Raw genomic sequence first — 21772 nt, 5'->3', positions numbered from 1 at the left:
CGCCGATGCGACTGCCGGCCCGCAGCAACTGACCCGAGGCCCCGAAGCTCCGAACCGCACCGTCGGCACCACCCCTTTACCCGGCCCCCAGGTCAGCTACCAACCGGAAGCCGTGTTCGGCCGGGAACGCCCCATCCAACCGACCACACCCGGACGGCGACTCGGACCCGATGGCCGTAACCCCGCGGTCTTCAACCGCTTCAATACCTTCCCCGACCCGGAGCCGCGGGCCGAGAGCGCGAACACCGAACAAGCAGACGACAGTCCGCCCGTGCGCGTGCCCCGCATCGTCTCGGTGGACCGCGACGAGCTCACGGATATGTTCACCGCGTACGGCAACGACAATTCCAGTGAACTCACCTGGACCGGCGCGGACAGCACGTTCTCGGTGGAACTTCCCGACGGGCGCACACTGTGGATATTCTCCGATACTTTCCTCGGCACGGTGAACCCCGACGGTTCCCGCTCCAACGTGCGTCAACACGGCGGCCAGACGCCGTTCGTCCGCAACAGCCTGGTGATCCAGGACGGCGAGCGGTTCACGACCATCTACGGTGGCACCGCGGACGAGCCGTTGGCGGTGCTGGAGCCGCCCACCGACAACGGCCCCGCCGTCTACTGGGCAGGCGACGCCGTGGTCGCCGGTGAGTTCGTGGAGATCGCCTATCGGCGCTACCGGCCGAGCGAGCTGCGCGGCGACAAGAGAGCCGACGGGCTGGTGATCGCGCGGTTCGACTCCGCAGACCCGGCCGAACCCATCGATGTCACTGTGCGGGAATCGTCTTGGGGCGTGTCCTGGGGGTCGGCACTCGCCCGTGCGGACGGTTACACCTACATTTACGGCGCGCACGACCATGGCGGGGGACAGCGCTCCTTGCGTATCGCCCGTGTCGCGAGTGAGAGCCTGCGGGGCGATTGGGAGTACTACACGGGCGACAACGCGTGGAGCCCCGAAGAGAGTGCCGCAGTTGATCTGATGACCGGTGTGGCCAACGAGTTCAGCGTCGTCCCATATGCTGACCGCTACCTCCTCGTCACCAATGACGCGACCCAGATCTACAGTGCCGATATCGTCGCGTACGCCGCGCCGACGCCGGTCGGGCCGTTCGTCGACAAGACCGTGCTCTACACCACGCCCGAGACGGGCCTGTACGGAACTTACGGCGACGCAGGCGTTTACACCTACAATGCGCTCGCGCATCCACATCTGGATCGTGGTCCGGGTGGGCTCGTGGTGTCGTACAACGTCAACTGGGCGGTGCCCGCCGACTGGCCCGCGGGACGTCGGCCCGAACTGGTTCTCGACGACGCCAGCCTCTACCGCCCCCGCTTCCTGACCGTCCGCTTCGACACCAGTCCCGACGCCCCGCCCGATCAGCCCGATCCCCGCCAAACCCCAGACGCGGGCCGACGTGGCCAGCCTGGCGGCGGCACCGCACCGACTCCCGGCCCAGAAGTCGCCCACCTGGCCGAACCCGCACCACCGGCTACGGAACCCTTCGAGGATCACCACCCGGAACAGCCGACGAGTTCGGCTGAAGCGCATGCGAGTTCGGTGGTGGTCGACCGGCACCTTGGGTCGTTGGGGATGACGGACCCGGCGCTGGCGGGGTTGGCGGGGCTGGTCACCGCCATCGAATCTGCTGACGGGGCAGGTTCACTCACCTTGCGCGCGGTGGAAGCAACAGAGGCTAATCACAACCGGATCGCGGACGAGATCAGTGGAGGCGCCGACGCCGATTACGCCCGGATCGTGCGGATCGACACAACCGATGGCCCCGTGGAATTGGCCGTGCGATATCGCGTGCACGACGGCACGGTCGCCGTCTACCTCATCTACGACTCATTTCCCCTGATGAGCGCGGAGTTCGTCCGGGTGCGGAACATGATCGACGACGCGATGATGGCGCGGTTCACTGGGGAGACCATCACCGTCTACGAGTCCTACGATCAACGCGACCCGGGCCGCTGGCGGAAACGGCAGATCGGTCCCGACAAAACCGGGCCGGGACCCGCGACCGACGATCCCACCCCACCAGCGTCTCGGACCGAGCAGCAGCCGGCGAGTGGTGAATCGACACCGACCGGTCCCGATGAGCGGGTTCCGGCTCCTGACTTCGGCGCTACCGGGGACCCGGTGGAAGAGCTGATGGTGCTCGCACAGCAGGATCCGCAGGGTGCGGAAGCGCACCGACGGTATCTGCGGGAGTATCTGTCGGCCGCTGTGGAGCGGGAGGCGCTCGCGGAATCGTTGACCGAGTTGTACACGGCGATTCCGCCCGACCTCGAGTTCGAGCTGGACACGGCCGCGGATGTGGAGCCGGCGGTGCGGGACTTGGTGGCGGCAGGGCTTCCCGCCGGCTGGGCGGCAGAGTTCGGAGACGTCGCCGACCGGTATTTCGCGGCAAGGGAAGCCGCGATGCAGGCGTGGGCGATGTTCGCGCCGGGGGCGCCCCGGACCGTGCCCGCGGGTACGAGGGCGTCGAACCGGAGCTGTCTGGCGCGAACCGCGGAGGCGATCAACGCGACCTACCACGACGTGCGCGAGGGCCCGGCGGTGGCGGCGCCCGCGGAACTGGTGGCCGATGGCGCTGAGATATCGGTGTTCTCGTTCTTGGCGCGCGGCCGCGATATCCCGCTCGACAGTGTGGCCGATGTGGTGCATCTCCTCGGCGGGGCCGAGAGTTCGGGCCGTGCGGCCGGGGTGGGTTTCTATCTCGACACCGGTGCGGCGCACATGGTTCAGGTGCTGAACCATGCGGGCGTGTTGGTGATGGTGGATCTGACGGAGTTGGGACGCGATCCGTCGCTGACCGCGGGACCGGAAATGGACGCCATGGTCCGGATTTTCGATCCGGTCGAGATCCTTCCCGGGGTGGGAGCGGAGCGCATCACCGAGGTGCGGGTCGTGGAGTTCACCGCCGAGGGGCAGCCGGCGCTCCCGGTCCGGATGGATCTGGACGACCGCACGCCCGAACTGCTCCAGGCGGACTACGACCGCTCCCATGACGCCGGATTCGTGCGGGCCGTGGTTCGGGCCACCGGCCTGGACCCGGTGGCAGACGGAGCGGATCCGGTGGTCGTGGCGAGACGGTTGGTGGACCCGGCCGCGGTCCCGGACGCACGGCAGCACCCCATCGCGACAGCGCTCGAGATGCACGCCTTGGGCAACGCCGTGATCAGAGTGTTCGACGAGGGCGCGGCGCCGGACAGATTGGCAGAACTGGCTCTGCGAATGGGCATCAGCCCGGATGAGCCGACTCGGCAAGGCTGGCGCGCGGCGATCAACCGTGCACAGGAAGGTCTCGTGCGTGCGGCCGAGGAGCTGAGCGGGAGCCGAGACGCGACGCACGACACCAGGGCGCGAGCCGGGCGAGCCGATCCTGCCGGTTCCCCGAACTGGCAGCGGATGTCGGTGCGGTCCGATCCTCCCCGCGAGCTGGTCGAGCTGTGGATGCGGTGGCACGACGACCGGGAGTTCGCCGCACATGCCGAACTCGAGCGCCGCTTTCCCGCCGAGAACCACACCTTGGCCCGCCAACTCGCCCTGATCGCCCGCCAGATACGGGACCTCGCCGCCCAACACTCCGTCGACCCGGATCAACTTCGTGCCACGATGCGGTCCGAGCTGCGGAGGTTGCTCGCAGACAAGGATGTGGCCATCCGCATCACGTCCGACGCATTGGTCGCAGTGTTGAGTACCGGACGTTTTCTCACGTTGTTCGATGCCACAGGCGTGAAAGGCACCGAGGCGCAGAGCAGACTGGACTGGCGCACAACGCATCACTGGGCATGGTTCGGGTACGACCCCGAACAGTTCCCGAGAGAACAAAGGCCCGTCTACGGATATGTGCGGATCGACGGCGAGCGCCCCGCAGGCGATCGGCGTGATGACTTCCTTGGCAGGTTCGGTGACATTCAGGTCGTCCTGAAGCGAGACGTGGTACCACGAACCACCGTGTGCGTAGGAGATTCCGTCGAGGCGTGGGCCGAGACGATCCCTTCACCGATGCTGGATCCGCGGCCGGAGTCCTACGGTGTCCGTACCCGTGAACTCTCGAATGAGCTGCTGGCGGTGATGAATCGCCCGGTCGGCGACCGGCACCCGTTGAATGTCACCGATCGGCAGTACCTGTCTCCGGAGTTCCGGCGGCGAGCATACGTGGAAGCGCAGATTCACGGTGGGGTGACCGTTTCCGACATCGACCATGTAATCCTGCCCGACACACCGGATGCCGAGTTGTCACTCGCCCTGGACCAGGCGGGCGTGCCGTGGACGGTGCTGAGGCCCGAGGACGCGGCGCCGTCGGGATCCGGTGTGCGGCGCGCGCCTGCGAACGAACTCGGCACCGGCATGGTCGACGAGGACCCGGTCCCCGACCCGACGCCCGCCGACCTCGACACCGAGCCCGCGCAGCCCCTGTCCGGGGAACCAACGATCCCCGAGGCCTTTGATGCGCGACGCGCACTGGCCGATGCGGTGGGCGTCGAACCAGGTGTAGTGACGCACGGGCGAGTGCGGGAGGCCTTGCGCACTGTTTCCATGGAGCTTCGGTTGTTCACCGATGCCGACTGGGCGCGCGCTGTCTCGACGGGCGACCTGGCCCGGATCCGGGAGTGGTTCGGTGATTCGATTGCCTTGCAGCACACGATCGCCGAGTCGACCGCGAACCAGGCCGGTGCGGAGATACCCGGCACAGTTACCGAACGCGCGCGACCGGTGGAGGCACTCAACCGGGAGCTGGCGGCGCTGCTCGGTCTGTCCGGTTTGCGACGCGAACTCGTCTCCGACTGGGGGACGGACGCGCTGGCCGAGCTGCGCGCCGTTCATGAAAGGGCAGGGCAGCCCGCAGACTTCGCTCGGTTCCTGACCGCCCTCGAACAGTTCCTCGCCATCGATCCGGGCCGATTCGTCGTCGCCAGCAACCCCGAACTACCGGACCTCTCCGGCGTCGACCGCAGCCGCCCGGTCACCCAGAAAACCATCGCCAGGCTGACCAGGAAATCGCAGAGCACTGTATCGCTGGCGCTGCGCGGGCTCCCCGGGCCGAGCGCGGCGGACGCCGAGTTGATCCGGCGGGTGGCCGAAGAACTCGGTTACCCGATGGCACAACCCCCTGCCGCGCGGACAGGCGACGATGCCGCTGCCACCACGACCTTCGATCGGCAGCAGCCGTGGCTCGGCTTCCATCACCCGCACGACCGCCCACACGACGGATGGGACGGTGGCGCCGCTACGACGCCCGCGCGGTCGGGTTCCGGGCCCGCCACGCCGGACCAGCCACCGGTCGAGCCGACGCAACCGGAGGCGACGTACGGTCCCGAATCGGTGGTGTTCGCCGACGACCCGGCCTTGGACGAGCGGCCGGTCGGCCAGGCCTGGGTCCGCGTCCTCGAAATCGGGCAGATCAGTTCCGCGGATGATGTCGGTGAGCAGGTTCTCGGGCTGCTCGGCGACATGTTCGACGGTGGCACCACCTGGCCGGGTCAGCGCGGCGAACTGTTGTGGCTGCTGATCGACGAGATCACGAGCATCGTCGTCAGCCACCCGGAGGCCGAGGGCCTCATGGTGGTGACCTGGTTGTCCGAAAAGACAGGTGCCGAGGCAGTCGCCCTGGAGACCCGTGTGCGGGGCACCGGCAGCACAGGTCTACGCCTTACCCGGATGTATTCCGACGCCCACGGAATCGAGTACCACCCCGATGGATATACCGCGTGGATGGTGCTCAGCGATGGGACCGACGCGGCCGGGCACCTCGTCGCCGCGCTGTCCGATCGTGAACCGCAGACGTCGCATCCGAGCGCGGACGAGAGCGACGACCCGATTCTGGCAGAACTGCCCGACGAACTCGCGGTCGCGGCACACCGCGCCGCAGACCGACTGGCGGCGGCCCTGGGCCGGTCCCACGCCGACCTTTCGGTAGCAATGCTCGGCGCCGAGCCTGATCAGGTCCTCTACCTGGCCACCGTGCCCTGGCAAGACGATCCCGCTCGGACAGGTGGCATCCCGGACGAGGGCGATGACGACGCTTTCGTACCGATGAACGACGATCCGGAGCGGGCACGACCGACATCAGCGCGCCTCTCGCCCGAGGACCCGGATCTGTCCGCACGTCTGCAGGCGACGATCGATGGCGCGGCACCGGCGTGGCCGGAGTTCACCCGCTCGGAAGTCGCCAACACCGTCCAGGAGATCCTGGCCCACGTCCCGGCGCGCGCCACTGTGACGGCCGAACCACGCGGCGAGCTCGGTGTGCGGGTAACGGTCGAATACGCCACCCGACGCGACGTTCCGCCAGAACTCACCGCGGCGTTGGAACTGGGAACGACCGGGTGGTCGATCGATTCGACACCCACGCATCGTCGCGTCGTGGGCGATTTCCGGCGAGTGGACCACGCGCTGATCACAGCTCCCGCCCGATCCGCTGCCGATGACCCCGTGGTGGATTCTCGAACGCTGGATATCCTCCCGCAACGTCGCACCGTCTTGGCTGCCCGCGACCTGGCGCGCGATCTACTGACGGGCCGCGCCGGTCATCAGGATGCGGTCGAGGCAATGAATCTGGCTCAGAACCTCGCGCAGAATGCCGTATACAGCCGGCAGGAGAACTCGGTGTTCGCCGCGGAAATCACCCGATCCGGGTTGATGACCATGGCGATCGTCCGTGATCACCCGGGCGTCGGCAGGCTGAGCTCCCACGAGGTGGTCTATCGGCCCTCGAGCTCACCGGAACCCGACATCCGGCTCACCCACGAGGTGGATATCGATACCGTCATCGCTGAGGCCCGGCGACTGGCGCGCAAGGAAATGGCGCAGCATGCGTGGGATGACCCCGAGCAACTCGCCGCCGCCGAAACCGTAGTGGCACACCGGCTCACCGCTTTTGCGGCCCGACCGGGATCCGGTGGGCCCTGGCGGTTGACGGCCGAGATGTCCGGGCCGCCGGGCGGCAAAGTCCTGACGCTCACCGCGAAGGGCAGGCACGACACAGAGCGGGTCGTCGAGCTGTTCCAACGCACGGCCACGTGGGCGCCTCATTCACCCGCGGCGCTCGAGTTCTATCGCAATAGCTGGCTTGTCGACCTGCACTGGGGCATCGGCGCAGACCCAGCGGCGAATGCCAGCGATCTATTCGACGGCGACGACGCCTTGGCGCGCGCCGAGCATCGGTTCTCCGCAACCGATGGCCCGATGGAGGTACTCGCGCAACCCGCGTTGATCGTCGACCGCCTTTTCGAAGGCATACCCGCCGACCAGATCCGGAGCGATGCTCGCCAAGCCGCGACTTCGTTGGCGATCGGGCTCACCGAGAAGCTGATAGCAGACGGCGGTGGCGAGGCACTGATCACCGGCATGGTGACGATGGGCATGTACGGGCTGGAATTCCGGGTGGCGCTCGCCGACCGCCACTCGGTGGAAAGCAGCGGCGGGCACACCCGGAATCTCTGGGCCGCATATTCGCCGACGCGTTCGGGCAGCGAACCATTGCATGGCGGCACGGTCACCTGGGCGGCACTGGATTTGCGGCCCCATTTCGCCGGCGACCTCGGACCGAGCACAACCGGTTCCGCCGGCGACACGCTCAGCCCGGGAACACCCGATGCGGGCTCGGCCGCCCCGACCGACCTCGTCGACGCCATCGCCGCGGTCCTCGGTGAAGAACAGCCCGCCTCCCGAGACGGCGAGGCGGCGCTCATGCCGGCGCTGCGCCCCGCCGACGACGTCCTCGCCGACATCGACGCGCTGGCGCCCGCGCCCGAGTCGGAGACCGCGCCGGCCGGAGACGAGTCTTCCCCTGGCGTGCAGCGGCGTTCGATGGCCGACGTTCTCGCCGACATCGATAACATTGCGCCCCCGCCCGACTCGGGCATTGCGGACCCTGATCCGGCGCCGGCCGATCCGACGACGGCGACCAACCCGTGGGCCCGCCGTTCTCCAGGTGCCGCGCCCGCCCCGTGGGATGGACACAGCCCATCTGGTCACTCTTCCACTCCGTGGCAACGGACCCACGGGCGCGGCGAGAACCCCGGCCCAGAATTCAACCCATTCACCGCCGAACGCCATCGGCTCGTCGGTCAGGACAGGCCTTTCTCGGAAACCGGCGCCAACCCGGCGATCGTCAACCGCTTCAACGCATTTCCCGATCCCAGCGGCCGGCGCCCGTCCCGCCCGGACCCGGTCCCGTTGCCCACACCCGCCGATCACGAGCTGGCACGGCAGGCATTGCACAAGGCCGCTCCCGACGCGACCGCAGCCTGGGTGACCCGCCCGGACGACGTTCGCAGCCGTCGGACCGCCGCGTGGGAGATCGCCCGATGGTGGGGGCGGTTGACCGTCGACGAGCAGCACGCGATGGTCACGGTGTATCCGCTCGAGATGAGCGCGCGAGATGTGTTTCCCAGGGAGGTCTCCGCCGCGGCGGGCGAACGTTCGTTGAAACTGCTGGTGCAGAGCCTGACCTCGCTGCCGGAATCGGCCCTCGGCGAAACCGAGCGCCTGCAGCTGGCGTACGCCGAGCGTTTGTGGGCCGGGCTGGTCGAAGCCGAGCGCCGCGCCGAGCCCGGATACGAGGTCCTGCTGCTGTCGTTCGACCCGACGACGCTGGTGAGCCGGGTCGCGCTGGCAGGCACGGGGAACGGTCCGATCTGGCACCTGCGGGTCGGCCCGGACGACACGTCCTGGGTGGACCAGCTGTTGCGTCCGGGCCCGGGCGAGCAGGCATTCGCGGTTCATCCTGGTCGCCGGACCGGGCACCCGCGCTTCGAGGTGAACGTGGGTCCGGTCGGCACGGCAGCCCCGCGCCTCACCGGTGCCGACGCCGACCATGCCGCCGCGCACGCGGGTAATGCGACCGCCGAGTGGCTGTTGCGGCGCGGCTGGCGCAGCGCCGAGCAGCTCGCGACCGTTCGGACGGCGATCGCCGAGCTGGCCCGGCAGTCACTGGCGGCCAGTAGTGGACAGGTCACGATCAGCGCGCACACCATCGGCACGACCGTGGGGCAACGCAGCGTCACCATCGAGGTGATCGACAACAACCCCGCGGCATCGCGCCCTTCCGATCCGGAGGCCGAGTACCGGGCGGATGACGCCGGTGTCGTCGTCGTCGACAACCGCAGATCGACTTGGCTCCACTTCGAGGAATCGATGATCTTCCGGCTGCTCCCGGAGGGGATCGCGGCCGAGGAACTGCTCGGTGAAACAACCGTGGCACTACTCGGTGGTGACGACCCCGGGTTCATGGCCGGGCGTATCGCATTGCATCGGCTGGGATTCTCCGCAACGGACGCACCCGGTTTCGAGGCCTCGCAGCGACCCGACTATCCGCAGCCGTTGCCGTGGCCGCCGGGCATGGTCGGGGCTGTCACCATGCCGCAGATGATGATGCCCGCCAACTACGCGGCGGCAGCCGTGGCCCGCACCGAGAACTATCGCGCGATCGGCATCGGCGTCTCGGAGAACAAGCCCCTACGGCACGGCAGGGACGTGCTCGAGCCGAGTCCCTTCGCCGACGCCGAGGAATGGGCGTGGATACGGCAGTTCGGCGATGAGAGCCTCGTCCGCGACGGGGTCCACCTGGACCGGCTGCTGCGGGCGATCAAAGATGCGGTCGGCGAGGCCCTCGAGCCGCTGCTCCCGGAACCCCTGCGAAGCGAACGCCTCATCCACGTCACCGTCGATTGGAACGACCGAACCTTCCGGGCACAGCTGCCTCGGGGCGAGAGCCTGACCTTCTTCGGTGCGCCGGTGCAGACGATCGATGGCGGATGGTTCGCCCGCGACGGCATCGTGCTCGCAGTGGCCACTGTGCCCGAACATGGCGAACCTTCGACACCGCCGATCGCCTCCGAGTCAGCAGCACCGGGCGCGCGCCCCGACTCGCCGTCGTCGAGCCCGTGGAAACGCCACGGCGGCGCCGCGCCGGCGGCCGAGAACCCCACCGAGACAGACCATTCCGGGAAACCGATGTCGGGGCAGCCGACGGTCCGTCCGGAGGAGCTCGGCCGGGCGCTGGCGGAATTGGCAGGCATCCTCGGCGTGGACGCGGCTATGCTGGCCGAACGTCACCCGCTCGTGCGGGCCCTGGAGCTGATCGGGAGCGGGTGGGTCGAGCAGATTCGGCACACGACATCCTCCGGACTGCGCGCGGAGGAGATACCGCTGTGGATCGGCCGTCAGATCACCGCGGACGTCGCGCTCCGAGCCACAGAACCGTACTCGGAAGCACATCGGCTGGCGATGATCGACCAGCAATCGCTCGGCAACGAGTTGCCGATGTTGCTCGGACTGCCGAGGGACGCTGCATGGCCGATGACAAACCCCGCCGAGGACCCGCTGACGGGATTGCGTTCACTGCGCGACATCGCACCTGATCTCGGGCGCCTGGTTACTTCCATCGAGGTATTCCTGGATATGGACCGCCGGGTCGATCTGATCGCGCAGCAGTATCACAGCGCACAAGATGTCGCGGATGCGTTCGCACTCCGGCACGAGTCCATCGCCCTGCGCGGCCTGGATGTTTTCGGCACCAACCAAGCGTTCGTCTTCGCGCAGACACTGCACGAACTGGCGACGCGCCATCCGACCAAGCTGTCGGAAGTCACCATCACCTCCTACCCGGATGCCGACGAGCCCACGATCTACACCTATGCCGGAATAAACGAAGGTGCGGTTTCGGCGTACCGGATCGAATGGGAACTCAATCCGGATGCTGTCGCAGAAATGTCCGCGGAGGTGATTCGTAGCACGGTGATGCGCATGTACGCGCATGCCCTCATCCATGCCGGTCGGTGGCGGGCAGAAGTGCAGGCCGCAGACGAGTTGCGAAGCGACCGGACAGAATCCGGCACCGGCACGATGGACGTGCGTGCCGCTCTTGTCGAATCGTTCGAAATGGTCGAAACAGATAACCCGGAAGCGACCGCCCGCCACCGCAGGTTGCACCGCATCATGGTCGATCAGGCGAATAAATGGGAAGGTAGAACAGAGGCGTCCGTCAATCGGACGATGACAGCCGCCGAGGCGCGCGCCCGGGAGGAGACGCGGGCCCACATTCGCGAGGTGGAGCAGGAGCTCGGCCTCGAACTGACCGGTTTCGATCTGGCAGATGGCACGCCTCGCAACGTCGACGAGTTCGCCGCGGAATACCGCTACCATCGTGCACGTTACGGCCCCTTCGGCGTCGTCAGGGCCGGCGTGGAACCCTACGGCCACGATGATCACCTGGGGGAGACCTCGCACACCAGTGACGGTATTACCGTGACTTTCAGTGAGCGATACATGGTCAACGAGGACCTGATCCGATACTTTGTCGAAGACAAGTTCGATCGCGGGCATTTCAGCGGGCCACGCAGCAAGCCGATTCGAATCGCGACGCATGAGTTCGGCCACGCCATGCAAATGTATGCACATGGCTACGACGCAACCCCGGAAGCAGCCATGATACAAGCGGATGCCGACTGGTTCATGGTACTGCCCGATTTTGCCGAGAGATATTTCGAACGCCATGCGCCCGAGCACCTTCCGGAATTCAGAGCTCAGCTCGATTCTTCCCCACCGGAAGCAGGAACTATCGCCGAAGATTATGAGTATCCGGATGCTGTAGAGATCACCCAGACCTTCGTCGAACAATACTTCCGAGACGAGCTCGCCGCACATCGAGCAGCGTTCATCGACTTTCTCAACGAATTGGTGAGCAAGTTCAGCGGGTACAGCTTTCACAATTTCTTGGGGAAAAAGAACCTGGCCAATCTCAATCCGCTGGAAGCCTTTCCCGAGGCGCACACGGCGAGCCGGTGGCACTCGGCGAACGAGGGCGAGGAGCTCATGGCCGCCTACCTTGCGCGAAGGGTTGCTGCCGAAAACGCTCGCCGGCAGGCCATCACCAGCGATTCCGCCGTGTCCCGCACATCCGACAGTGCTGTCTCCGCTGTCCGGCGCGACCGGCACAGCGCTGGCCCCGGGATTCATGGCGCGGGTGTACCGGACCCCGACGAGCCTTTCGACGGTGGTGGCACGCCGTGGGATCACGGGCGCAGACCCAGACGTGGGCAGCGTTCCGTCGAACGGCTCGCCGAATTCGACCACGACGGCGGCGGCGCTGCTCGCAATGCCGAAAAACGCGCGGACCCGCAGAACGACCCTCGGCCCGACAACCCGCAGTGGACGCCGGAGCAGATGGTAAACGAGCTCCGCAGGCTCCACGGGACGCGAATCGACGGGTTCGAGCTGCTCACGCACGCACAAGCGCTCGCCCTCGTGCGGACGCTGCACGAGCTGCTTCGCCGAAATCCGATCTCTTTCCACGAGATCGAGGTCGCACTCAGCAGCGATGAACAACGCGCCCGGGTCGTCGTCACGCCCGTCATCAAGGGCAGAGAACTCTCCTCGGCGCATATGAAGATCACGTTGCCCGATCTGGAAGGCGAAGACCCTGACGGGTTCATCTACTCGATGAACAACGCGACGATCGATGGCTTCGCGGAGGTCCTGATTCTCGCCGGTAGGTGGCGAGCGGTAGCACAAGCGACACCGACGTTGCTACGCGCATACCGAGAACACCATGACGATCACACCGACGACGGGTTCACCGAGTGGTTGATCGAACAGTTCGGTCCCGGCATGGTGGACGACGAGGGCAATCTCTATGCCGGCACCGCGGTGAAGTACTCGTTCATCAATATCCACCGAGCCGCCACGACACCTGCGACACCTCGGATCACCCGGGCACATCACATACTTCACGATCTGCTGGTCGACACGGCACGCACCTGGGATTTCAGTATCGACGCCGCGCTGCGGACACCGGGTACGCCGGAGGAAGCGGCGGAGCATCAGCAGAGGCTGGAGAAGATCCGGGAAGCGGAAGCCAGACTCGGGATCGAGTTCACAGGGTTCGACATGGTCGATCTCGGATCCGAGTTCTTCGATGACGTCGTCGCCGAAATTGAGCACCACATCGACGAATTCGGCAGCACCACCGGGCTGGCCCGCATTTCGGTTGTCCCTGTCGCCAACCCGTTCACGTTCGGAAACACGGCACGGCGTCGCAGTGGCGCCACCGAGATGCGGCTCAGCGAGCAATGGGCGCTCAACCGGGCAGAAGCACGTAAGTTCATCAATGAGGCCGTCACCAACCGATTTTTCTCCCGTATTCGCGACGAACCGGTTCGGACGACCGTCGCGCACGAGCTCGGTCACGTCCTGCACTTCTTCATTCAAGAGGTCTTCGACGCACCACCAGGCGAATGGCGGGCCGCCCTCGAGCGCGTGTGGAATGCGCTGATGCCCGAGCTATCCGCACACTTGGCTCCCGGCATTGCGCCCGCCGAAGCGTTCGAAGCGGTCCTCGCTACCCTTCAACGCATTCTCAGCGGGTACAGCCTGGGCCCGAACGGCCGGATCAACATTCCGGAGGCTATCGCCGAGGCACGCACCGCACACCGGTTCTTCGGCGCCGAAGCCGGGGCGGCACAGCGCATCATCAGTGTCTACATCGAGGGCCTTGTGCACGAGCGGCTCGCGCAGCTGGGCGGCCGAGACCGGGCGCCACAGATCGTGTTGTCCGACAGCGATTCGCCGTCCGGATCACTACACACTCCACCCGCGCCCACGGCGTCGGTCCCGTCCGGGCGGCGCCCCCTGCGCGATGCCGATGTGGAGCCTCGGACCATCGATATCGATCACCCGGTCGACGAGTGGCGCAGCCTGCGGCATCAGCAACGAGAACAGTTCCGCGGGCTCGGCATAGTGCACGCCGACGGCGGTGGTGCGGCGCGGGGCGGGCAGAAGCCGCCCGCCCCTGCCACTGAGCCGGAGGCCTTGCGTGATCTGTTCGGCGATCAGGTGTTCGAACGCGCGAGGGTAGCTGTCGAAAGATTGGCCGCACGCGGTGTCATAGAGCTCGACGCCGCACAACAGCGGGAGCTGGTACAGGAGATCACTGACGCCGGGTTCACCGTTGCCGCACGCGAGTTGCGCGGTACGGGTCCTGAAGCGGCTGGGCAAAAGCTCGCCAATATCGTCGGACGAGCCATCGAAGACCGTGTCCGGCTCGAGCAGATCCGCCGTCGCGCGCTCGACGCGCTTCCGGAATTTCTTCGGTTCGGAAAGTATGGCCGAGAGTTTCGATCACTGGCCCGCGAGATGCTGGGACAACGACTCCGCAGCCTTGCCGAGACGCATCCGGTCCAGTACCGGAGCCTTCTGCAACCGACCGGAGAGCTCGCGGCTATGCACCAATTCCATGCCGCAGTGAACCTCGCGCAGGTACCGGAAAGCATAGTGGAAGCGGAGTCGAAGCGGGCGGCCGCCGAACTCACCCCGCATGAGCTGGCCGCCGCCCTCTCCGCAGCACTGGGAGCAGACGACCTCGCCGCCTGGGCCGCCCAGTACGGCTGGTCCAGCCTCCTGACGATAGCTCTGCGCCGAGCGATCCACGACGGACGATTCGCCGACGGACGGCGACTCACCGGAAGCGGGAAGCTCGCCGAATTCCTGAACATCTCGCCCAGAACCGCAACGCGCGTGTATACCGCGTTGGCCGGCGAAGGCTACCTGGCGCCGAACCAACCGTACGGCCCAATCGTAAAAGGCGAAGACAGCTGGCCCGATCCGCCCGGCCGACTCGACCTCCCCGTACCCCGTGAGCCTGCCCGCCAAGGGCGTACACCCGATGAAGTTCCCGCGTCTCCCCCGACCGGACGGACCGCTACAGCCGCGGGCAGGATCGCCCTGTCTCCCGAAGAGCTGATCGTTGCCCTGACTGGCACGGCGGCGTCGAATGTCCTCGAACAGCACGCGTCACAACGCAACTGGCGGAACGCACTCGCCACCGGCTTGCGTCGCGCGCTACACGCGGGCGACCTCACCCCTGGCCAACTCCTCACACCCGCACCCAAACTCGCCACCCACCTCGGCATCTCGAAAGACACCGTCGCTCGCGCCTACCGCGAACTGGCCGCGGAAGGCTACCTCGAACTCGCCAACCGCGGCACGACCGTAACGGAAGAGACGACCTGGCCGAGAACCCCCGGCACACTCACCCTGACGCCTGCACTCACCCCGGCCGAGGTCGTCGCCGCGCTCTCCGGCGAGGCCTCGCCGGAGAGGCTGATCGACCAGGCCGCCCGCACCACATGGCACACCACCCTCACGACCGCGTTGCGCCGTGCGGTCGACTCCGGCAAGCTCGGACAAGGCCGAAAGCTCCCAGTGGCCAAGGAACTCGCGTCATACCTGCGTGTCTCCGCGACCGTGGTCTCGAACGCCTACCGGACGCTGGTCCGGGAGGGCCACCTGAACTCCACGTTCGGGCAGCGCCTCACCGTCGCGGATATCGCGCCCGCACCCGGCGACGACGTCCCGGCGCACCCATCGGAACAACACACCGTCCCCGAAGTCCCCGCCGGCATCGATGAGGCGGCCACGACGACCTTCGACCAGCAACAGCCTTGGTTGGGCTTTCATCATCCGCACGACCGTCCGAGCGAGGGATGGACCGGCGGTACGGACCGTCCCGATCCGCAGCCGAAAGCGTTGTGGCTGTGGTCCGACCGCGATGTATACGTAGAGATCCGGTCGGCCCTCGACACGGCCGCGCCCGGCTGGCCGGAAGAGCGACGTGACGCGGTGGCCGCGACGCTGGCGGTGGTGGCCGAAGACGCACTGCTGGCCACCACCGACGCCGGTATCAGGGGCGTCGCGCAGCCGCTGCCGGACGATGGCGTACGCGTGGAGATCGAGCACAATGGGGACAACAAGTTGGCGCCCGAGGTGGCACGGGCCCTCGACGAGCGTGCCAGTGTGTGGCGGGCGGAGATGCCACGGGCGCACCGCCGCATCGTCGCCGAATTCCAGCGCGTCGACGACGTGCATCCCGCCGCGCGATCGCGCGCGGACTGGGAGGCACGGTTCGCGCCCTACTTCTTTCCGCCGGACGAGGATCTTCACGACCGGATTATGGAGCTCGACGCCGAACCGGATGCGGTGCGCACCGCCGGTCGGCTGGTGCGGGAGTTCCTGCACGAGCACGGTCTCGGCACCGAACGCGAAGTCAGGGATCTCGCGGCATTGGCCGAGTCGATCGTGCAGATGACCACCGATGCCTGGCGCACGGGCCGGACATTCTCGGTGCAGATCTCGCGCTCCGGTGTCCTGTCCTTGACCATGACCTACGACCGCGGCATCGGACATGCGCCGGGGGTGGTATACGAAATCGTCTACCGACCCTCGACCCGGCCGAACACCGAGGTGAGTGTCGTGCGCCCCGCTCCAGTCGAATCGCGGGGGGACGGTCGCACCGGCGATTTCACGCCGGCCGAGAAGGGCCCTTATGACGGTCCGAATCCGCACGTGCGGGCAGTCCGCCGCTTCTCCGCCGGAACCAACGCGGACCAGGCTTATGGGCGCGTGCTGGAGCTCATCGACCTGACGTTCGCTGATATTTCCCCCGCGGCCGTGCGCGCCGATGCTCGCCCGGCCGCAGCACTGCTTGCTCTGGAACTCGTGCACAATCTCGTGGTCGCGCCAGGGCACGAAGCGCTGCTGACCGGACAGGTCGCCCTCGGCGAGCACGGGCTGGAATTCCATGTGACGCTGGCCGACCGGCAACCTGCTCCGGTGACCGAAGGCGAGTGGCGCGTAGCGGATCTGGTGAGCCAGGGTCAGGCCACCCGCGCCGGGATCGAACCGCGCGACGGCGGCAAGATCACCTGGGCGGCACTGGACTTGCGGCCAGGAGCAGGTGGTCGCGACTTCGGCGCCAACGGCCACGACGATGCTGCCGACCCGCCCACCGAACCCACGGGCGCCCCGCCGACGCCATGGGCCCCGCTGCCACCACCCACCGTGGCACCGTCGCCGTGGCGCCGGGCATCGAATGAGACGGCGAACCCGAGCCCGGACCTGCGCACATCGCCTTCTCAGAAGGACAGCATCAGGCGCACTGCCGGAAAAGGTGCGATGCCTCCGGGAGAACCCGAGATCGCAGCCGCTTTGGATATCGATGAGCGTCGTGCGCGCCTGTCCACGGACTCTGCCGTGCACACCTACCGCCGAAACCCGTGGGTGCTGAACCGTTTCGGGCCCGGCGATGCCGGCGCGAACGATTCTCGAGAAGCGGCGCCTGAGCCGGAACACACCGCGGAACCGCCCGCATCAGACGAGCAGGGAATCCAGTTCGGGCGGATCGCAGTGCACCCGCGCGCAGCGGAATTCGATGTGATCCCAGTGGACCCGGCGATCTACATCGAGGGGATCGCGGATGTGCTCGACTTCCAGATCGTGCATTTCGATTGGCAGGGCCAGGTTCGGGACCCGGATCTCGCGCCGTACACCACTGGGCCCGAAGGAGACTACTTCTTCATCACTGCCGAGGAAATCCGCACCTCGCCCGCGCCGGCGCGGCATCCGATGCTCTACAGCTCGTTCCGCGAGCCCGGCCACTTCCCGATCATCCTCGGCCACTGGTACATATCGGGAGGCCGGGATTTGTCCGTGACCTTCGCGAGCAACTTGTTGACCACCGGATCGGCAATGGTGAAGAACAGCGCGTACGGCCGGTACCTGCTGGCCCATCACTGTGATCCGGCCACGGTGCGGATCTCCGACGTGACCGAGGGCGCGCTCTGGCGCAAAGAGAAACCCGTCGGTGTGCCGACCGTCGCAGAGCTGATCGAGCGCGGCGGCCGGCCGGCCGGGCAGACGACATTCGGTGCGCACGGAATGTTCCGTGGCGGTGTCGACGATTTCTGGGTCGATATCGTGGATCTCGACGCCTCGCCGAACCGGTTGTCGATCACCTTCTCGGTGAACATGGTGCTCGGCGAATCCGAGAACATCACATTGGTTCTCACTCATGCCGATGGCAGGGACGCCGCGGCCTACACCCGCGACATCCGCCCGGGCGAAATGCCGAGGCCGGTCGACGTCGCCATCGAAAAGTTCCATGACATCGCGGTCGCGCCGTGGCTGTCCGCATCACAGGCGCACTATTCGGACGCACACGACCAACTCGCGGCAACCGACCAGACGGCCCCGCGGTCCCAGATACCCGAATCACTCACGGATGCGCCGGCAGAAGAGCCCACACCCGCACCGCCAGTGCTGACCGCGGAGTCGAACCCGGTGTTCGCCTCCGTCCTCGACCCCGGCGCCGACCCGGCTTTCGACCGCATGAAAGCCGAGCACTTCCCGCCCGTATTCGAATACGCGATCCGGGAGCAGTGGAACGCCATCGAAGCGATCGTCGCCAACCCCGGACCGTGGACGGCCGAGAACACGTTGTGGCCGTTCGTCGAATCGGGGCGCGCGCTGGGCGCGGGGAAGCAGTTGTTCAGCGAGAAGGCGGCGGTGGATCGGGATGCGGCGACCGCGCAGGCCGAGCCGAGGATCGCCGAACTGCAACAGGCACACCAGAATCGCTTGCTGACCGACCCGGCTCTGGCCGCGATCTTCGAGTATCTCCATGAGCATCGCGGCGACCTCGGGCTGACCGAGCGGGAACACGGTTACCTAGAGCGCAAGTACCGGGATTTCGTTCGTGCCGGTGCCTACCTGGCCTCGGATCAGGACCGGCGTGAGCTCGCCGAGATAAATTCGGCCTTGTCGGATCTACGTGCCGCGTACAAGGACAATCAGCAGCGAGCGGTCGACGCGTTCGAATTCCGCGTCGATACCGTCGAACAGCTGGACGGCCTGAACGATGACCAGATCGCGGCCGCCCGCGAACGTGCCGGTGCAACCCCGGGGTACGTGTTGCCCAAGCCTGCCGCCGCCAGTGGGTTCTGGTATCCGTACCTCTCGTATCTGAAAGATCCCGACGTCAGCCGTCGGCTGTATGAGGCAGTGGCTGCCTTGGCGGTCGGCGGCGAATTCGACAATTCGCCGAATGTGATCGCACAAGCGGAAAGGGTGGCTCGACGCGCACAACTGACCGGGTTCGCCAACCACGCCGAGTTCGTCACCTCCGGCGGAATCTTCCGGTCGGTTCAGGAGATCGAGGACATTCTGGGCCAGATCGCCTCCGCGGCGGCCCACGCGGCCAGGGTCGAACTCCCACGCCTCGCCCGAGCCATCGGCGCCACCGAGATCCAGCCCTGGACCAGGTTCCGGGCCATCGACGTCACGCTCGGTTCGCTGGTCGGCATCGACGAGCAGCGGATGCGGGAATACTTCGTGCTCGACCGGGTGCTCGAAGAAGGCGTGTTCGCGCTGGCGGAAGCATTGTTCGAGCTGTCTTTCACCGAGTTGTCCGGCGAAAGCAAGCCACCCGTCTGGCATGCGGACGTTCGAGTATTCGATGTCACCGACATCCGAGGGCACCACGTGACGAAGGTCTATTTCGATCCGTATGCCAGGGAGGGAAAGAACAGCGGCGAGTGGTCCGACCCGATTCGATTGAAGTTCACGGGACAGAATCCGTTGATCGGTGTCCACCTGAACCTGGTGCAGCCGTCGCCCGGTTCCCCGACGCTGATGACCCCGCACGAGGTCAGTGCGCTGTTCCACGAGTTCGGTCACGCGTTGCACTTCAGCTCGAGCGAAGGCACCTTCGAGGCGGCCAATCGGCACCTGGTGTTCGGGTGGCTCGAATTCGTGGCCAAGATGTTCCAGCAGTTCTGGCAGCACCCGGATGTGCTGGCGCGAATCGCGGTGCACCACGATACCGGCCGGTCGATGCCGCCGGAAGAGCTGGCCAGGTTCGAGGAATGGCGGACGGCCTACCGGGGTACCGCCACCATTTTCCGGCTGTCGGGAGCCTATATCGACCTCGCGTGGAGTTCCCTGACTCCGGAGCAGATTCCGCGTGGCGCGGACGCCCGTGCACTCGTCGAGGAATTCGACATCGCGGCTCTCACCAGAGCGGGGATCTACTTTCCCGAGATCGGCCATTTGTACCCGGCGCAGTGGTTCCGGCACCTGTTCGCCGAAATGGGCGGGTTCGGCGTCTACCTCGGTCAATACTCCTCGTATCTGATCAGCGATGTGGCCGCACCGATTGCCTTCCGCCGTCATATCGAACCCGTCCTCAGCCGGCACGGTCTCGGAACGGAGGTCGGAAATACCTTCCGCGAGCTCGTCTTCCGTCATGAGGAGGACAATCTCGCCCAGGCCATGCGTCGCCTGATCGGCACCAACGCCTCCGTCGACCTGTTCCTCGCCGACCAGCGCCTGCTGTGGACCCGCGCGCTGGCACAGCTCGGACCGGACGCAACACCCGAATGGTTGATCACACCCTCCGCCCGCCCTCCGGGCACCTCGCTCGCCGCGTGGTGGCACAACCTGAATGCCGACGAACAAGCGGCAATGATCGAGGCGTTCCCGGACGAGGTGCTGGGAATGGGTATCGACCACGCTCCGGCCACGATCGACGCCGCGACAGCACGGCAGCAGACGCTGCGCGAATATGCGCGGCAAGCACGGCGTCCTACCGAACCGTCCGGCCCCACAGCCCCTCCGGCCGACTCCACTGATCCTGTTCGGCTCGAGCGCCGGGACCTGGACGCCGAAGACATCGACATCCTCGCACTCCTTGCCGACGGCTACTCCTTGGCCGAGACCAGCGCCCAGCTCTACTTGTCGCGAAGCGCGCTGCGTAGCCGACTCGATGCCATCCAGGAAAAACTCGGGACGCACAGTACGATCGGCTCCGTCGTCCAGGCTCGGCAGCAGGGGTTGCTGCGCCTCGGTGAGCATGACCCGGTAACCGCGTCGACGTACCGCGATTTCTCCAGCGATGAGGTCGCAACGCTCGCCCTGCTGGCTGGTGGGCTGTCGAACACCCAGGTCGCCGCGCGGCAACGCATCTCTCGCAGCACCGTCACGGATCGCCTGTCACGCATTTTCGACAAACTCGGTGTGCACGGGCGGATACCAGCGGTACTGGCGGCGTTGGATCGCGGGATCATCCGCATCGCGTCGGCCGATACCCGGTCCGATAACGTCGCACTGCCGCCCAGCACACCTTCCGATGCGAAATCCACACCGGACACCTGGACTCGGCTGACGACCACCGCTCGTCCGGAGATGCCCGGTGAGCCGATGCCGCCGCCACCCAGGCCGGGTCCCCACAGGCCCATCCTCGGTATCGATCGGTCGACCGGGCGCGAGATAGAGATCGACCCGGCCGATGTGCGCACGCTGACCTTGCACAATGCGTACGGGCACGATGATGTGGTGTTCCTGCCGTCGAGCCACGACCCCGAAGACGCATTCGTGGGCTGGGCCGGTCAGCCGCACCGGGACTTCGAGCGCATCCACACGGCATATCTGCTGCCCGGCGACCCGCCGAACCGATACGCCATCGGCACGCCCGAGGCCGCGCCGTGGCAACGGGAAGTACGTGCCACCGGCAAAGAGCCGTTCATCGTGATCACGCACGCCACCGCCGACTTCTACTCGCTCCAGGTTCGGGTCGGTGACGGGTGGCAAGAAGTGTTCGTCGAAGGCGACATGTACGCCCGGCTGCTCACCAATAATGCATCTTTCATGAATTTGATCGCCCAGGACGAATACCGGCCGCTGATCATCGCATCGTGCAGCCCGGCGCAACCCGGTAGCGCGACCGCCCAATTCACTGCCGAGCACCTCATCAACGATGGCGAGATGGACCGGAATATCCACCTCGCCAAATCCGTGCTCATCCTCGCTGTTTCAGGCGACACCTCGATACTGGCGGTAGAGGCCATGATCACCCGATCCGGCGCTCACCAGCCCCTATTCGACAGCTGGTGGGGTTCACCCTGGGCATTCGAACACCGGCCCGACCGCTGA

The 21772-nt window shown here is 66.6% G+C and carries 1 protein-coding gene (running past one end of the window); it reads left to right on the top strand.

What is annotated here, in order from left to right:
• On the top strand, window positions 1-21772 hold the end of the coding sequence (locus AC5W7N_RS14890; RefSeq protein ID WP_495921732.1) for a DUF5005 domain-containing protein. Its footprint begins 27329 nt before the window's first position; only the last 21772 of its 49101 coding nucleotides appear in the window; its start codon lies beyond the left edge, outside the window; it ends in the stop codon at window positions 21770-21772.

The sequence above is a fragment of the Nocardia sp. CDC519 genome (assembly GCF_059509835.1).
The sequence above is the reverse complement of the archived record's forward strand: the minus strand, read 5'-3'. Positions and strand labels throughout refer to the sequence as shown.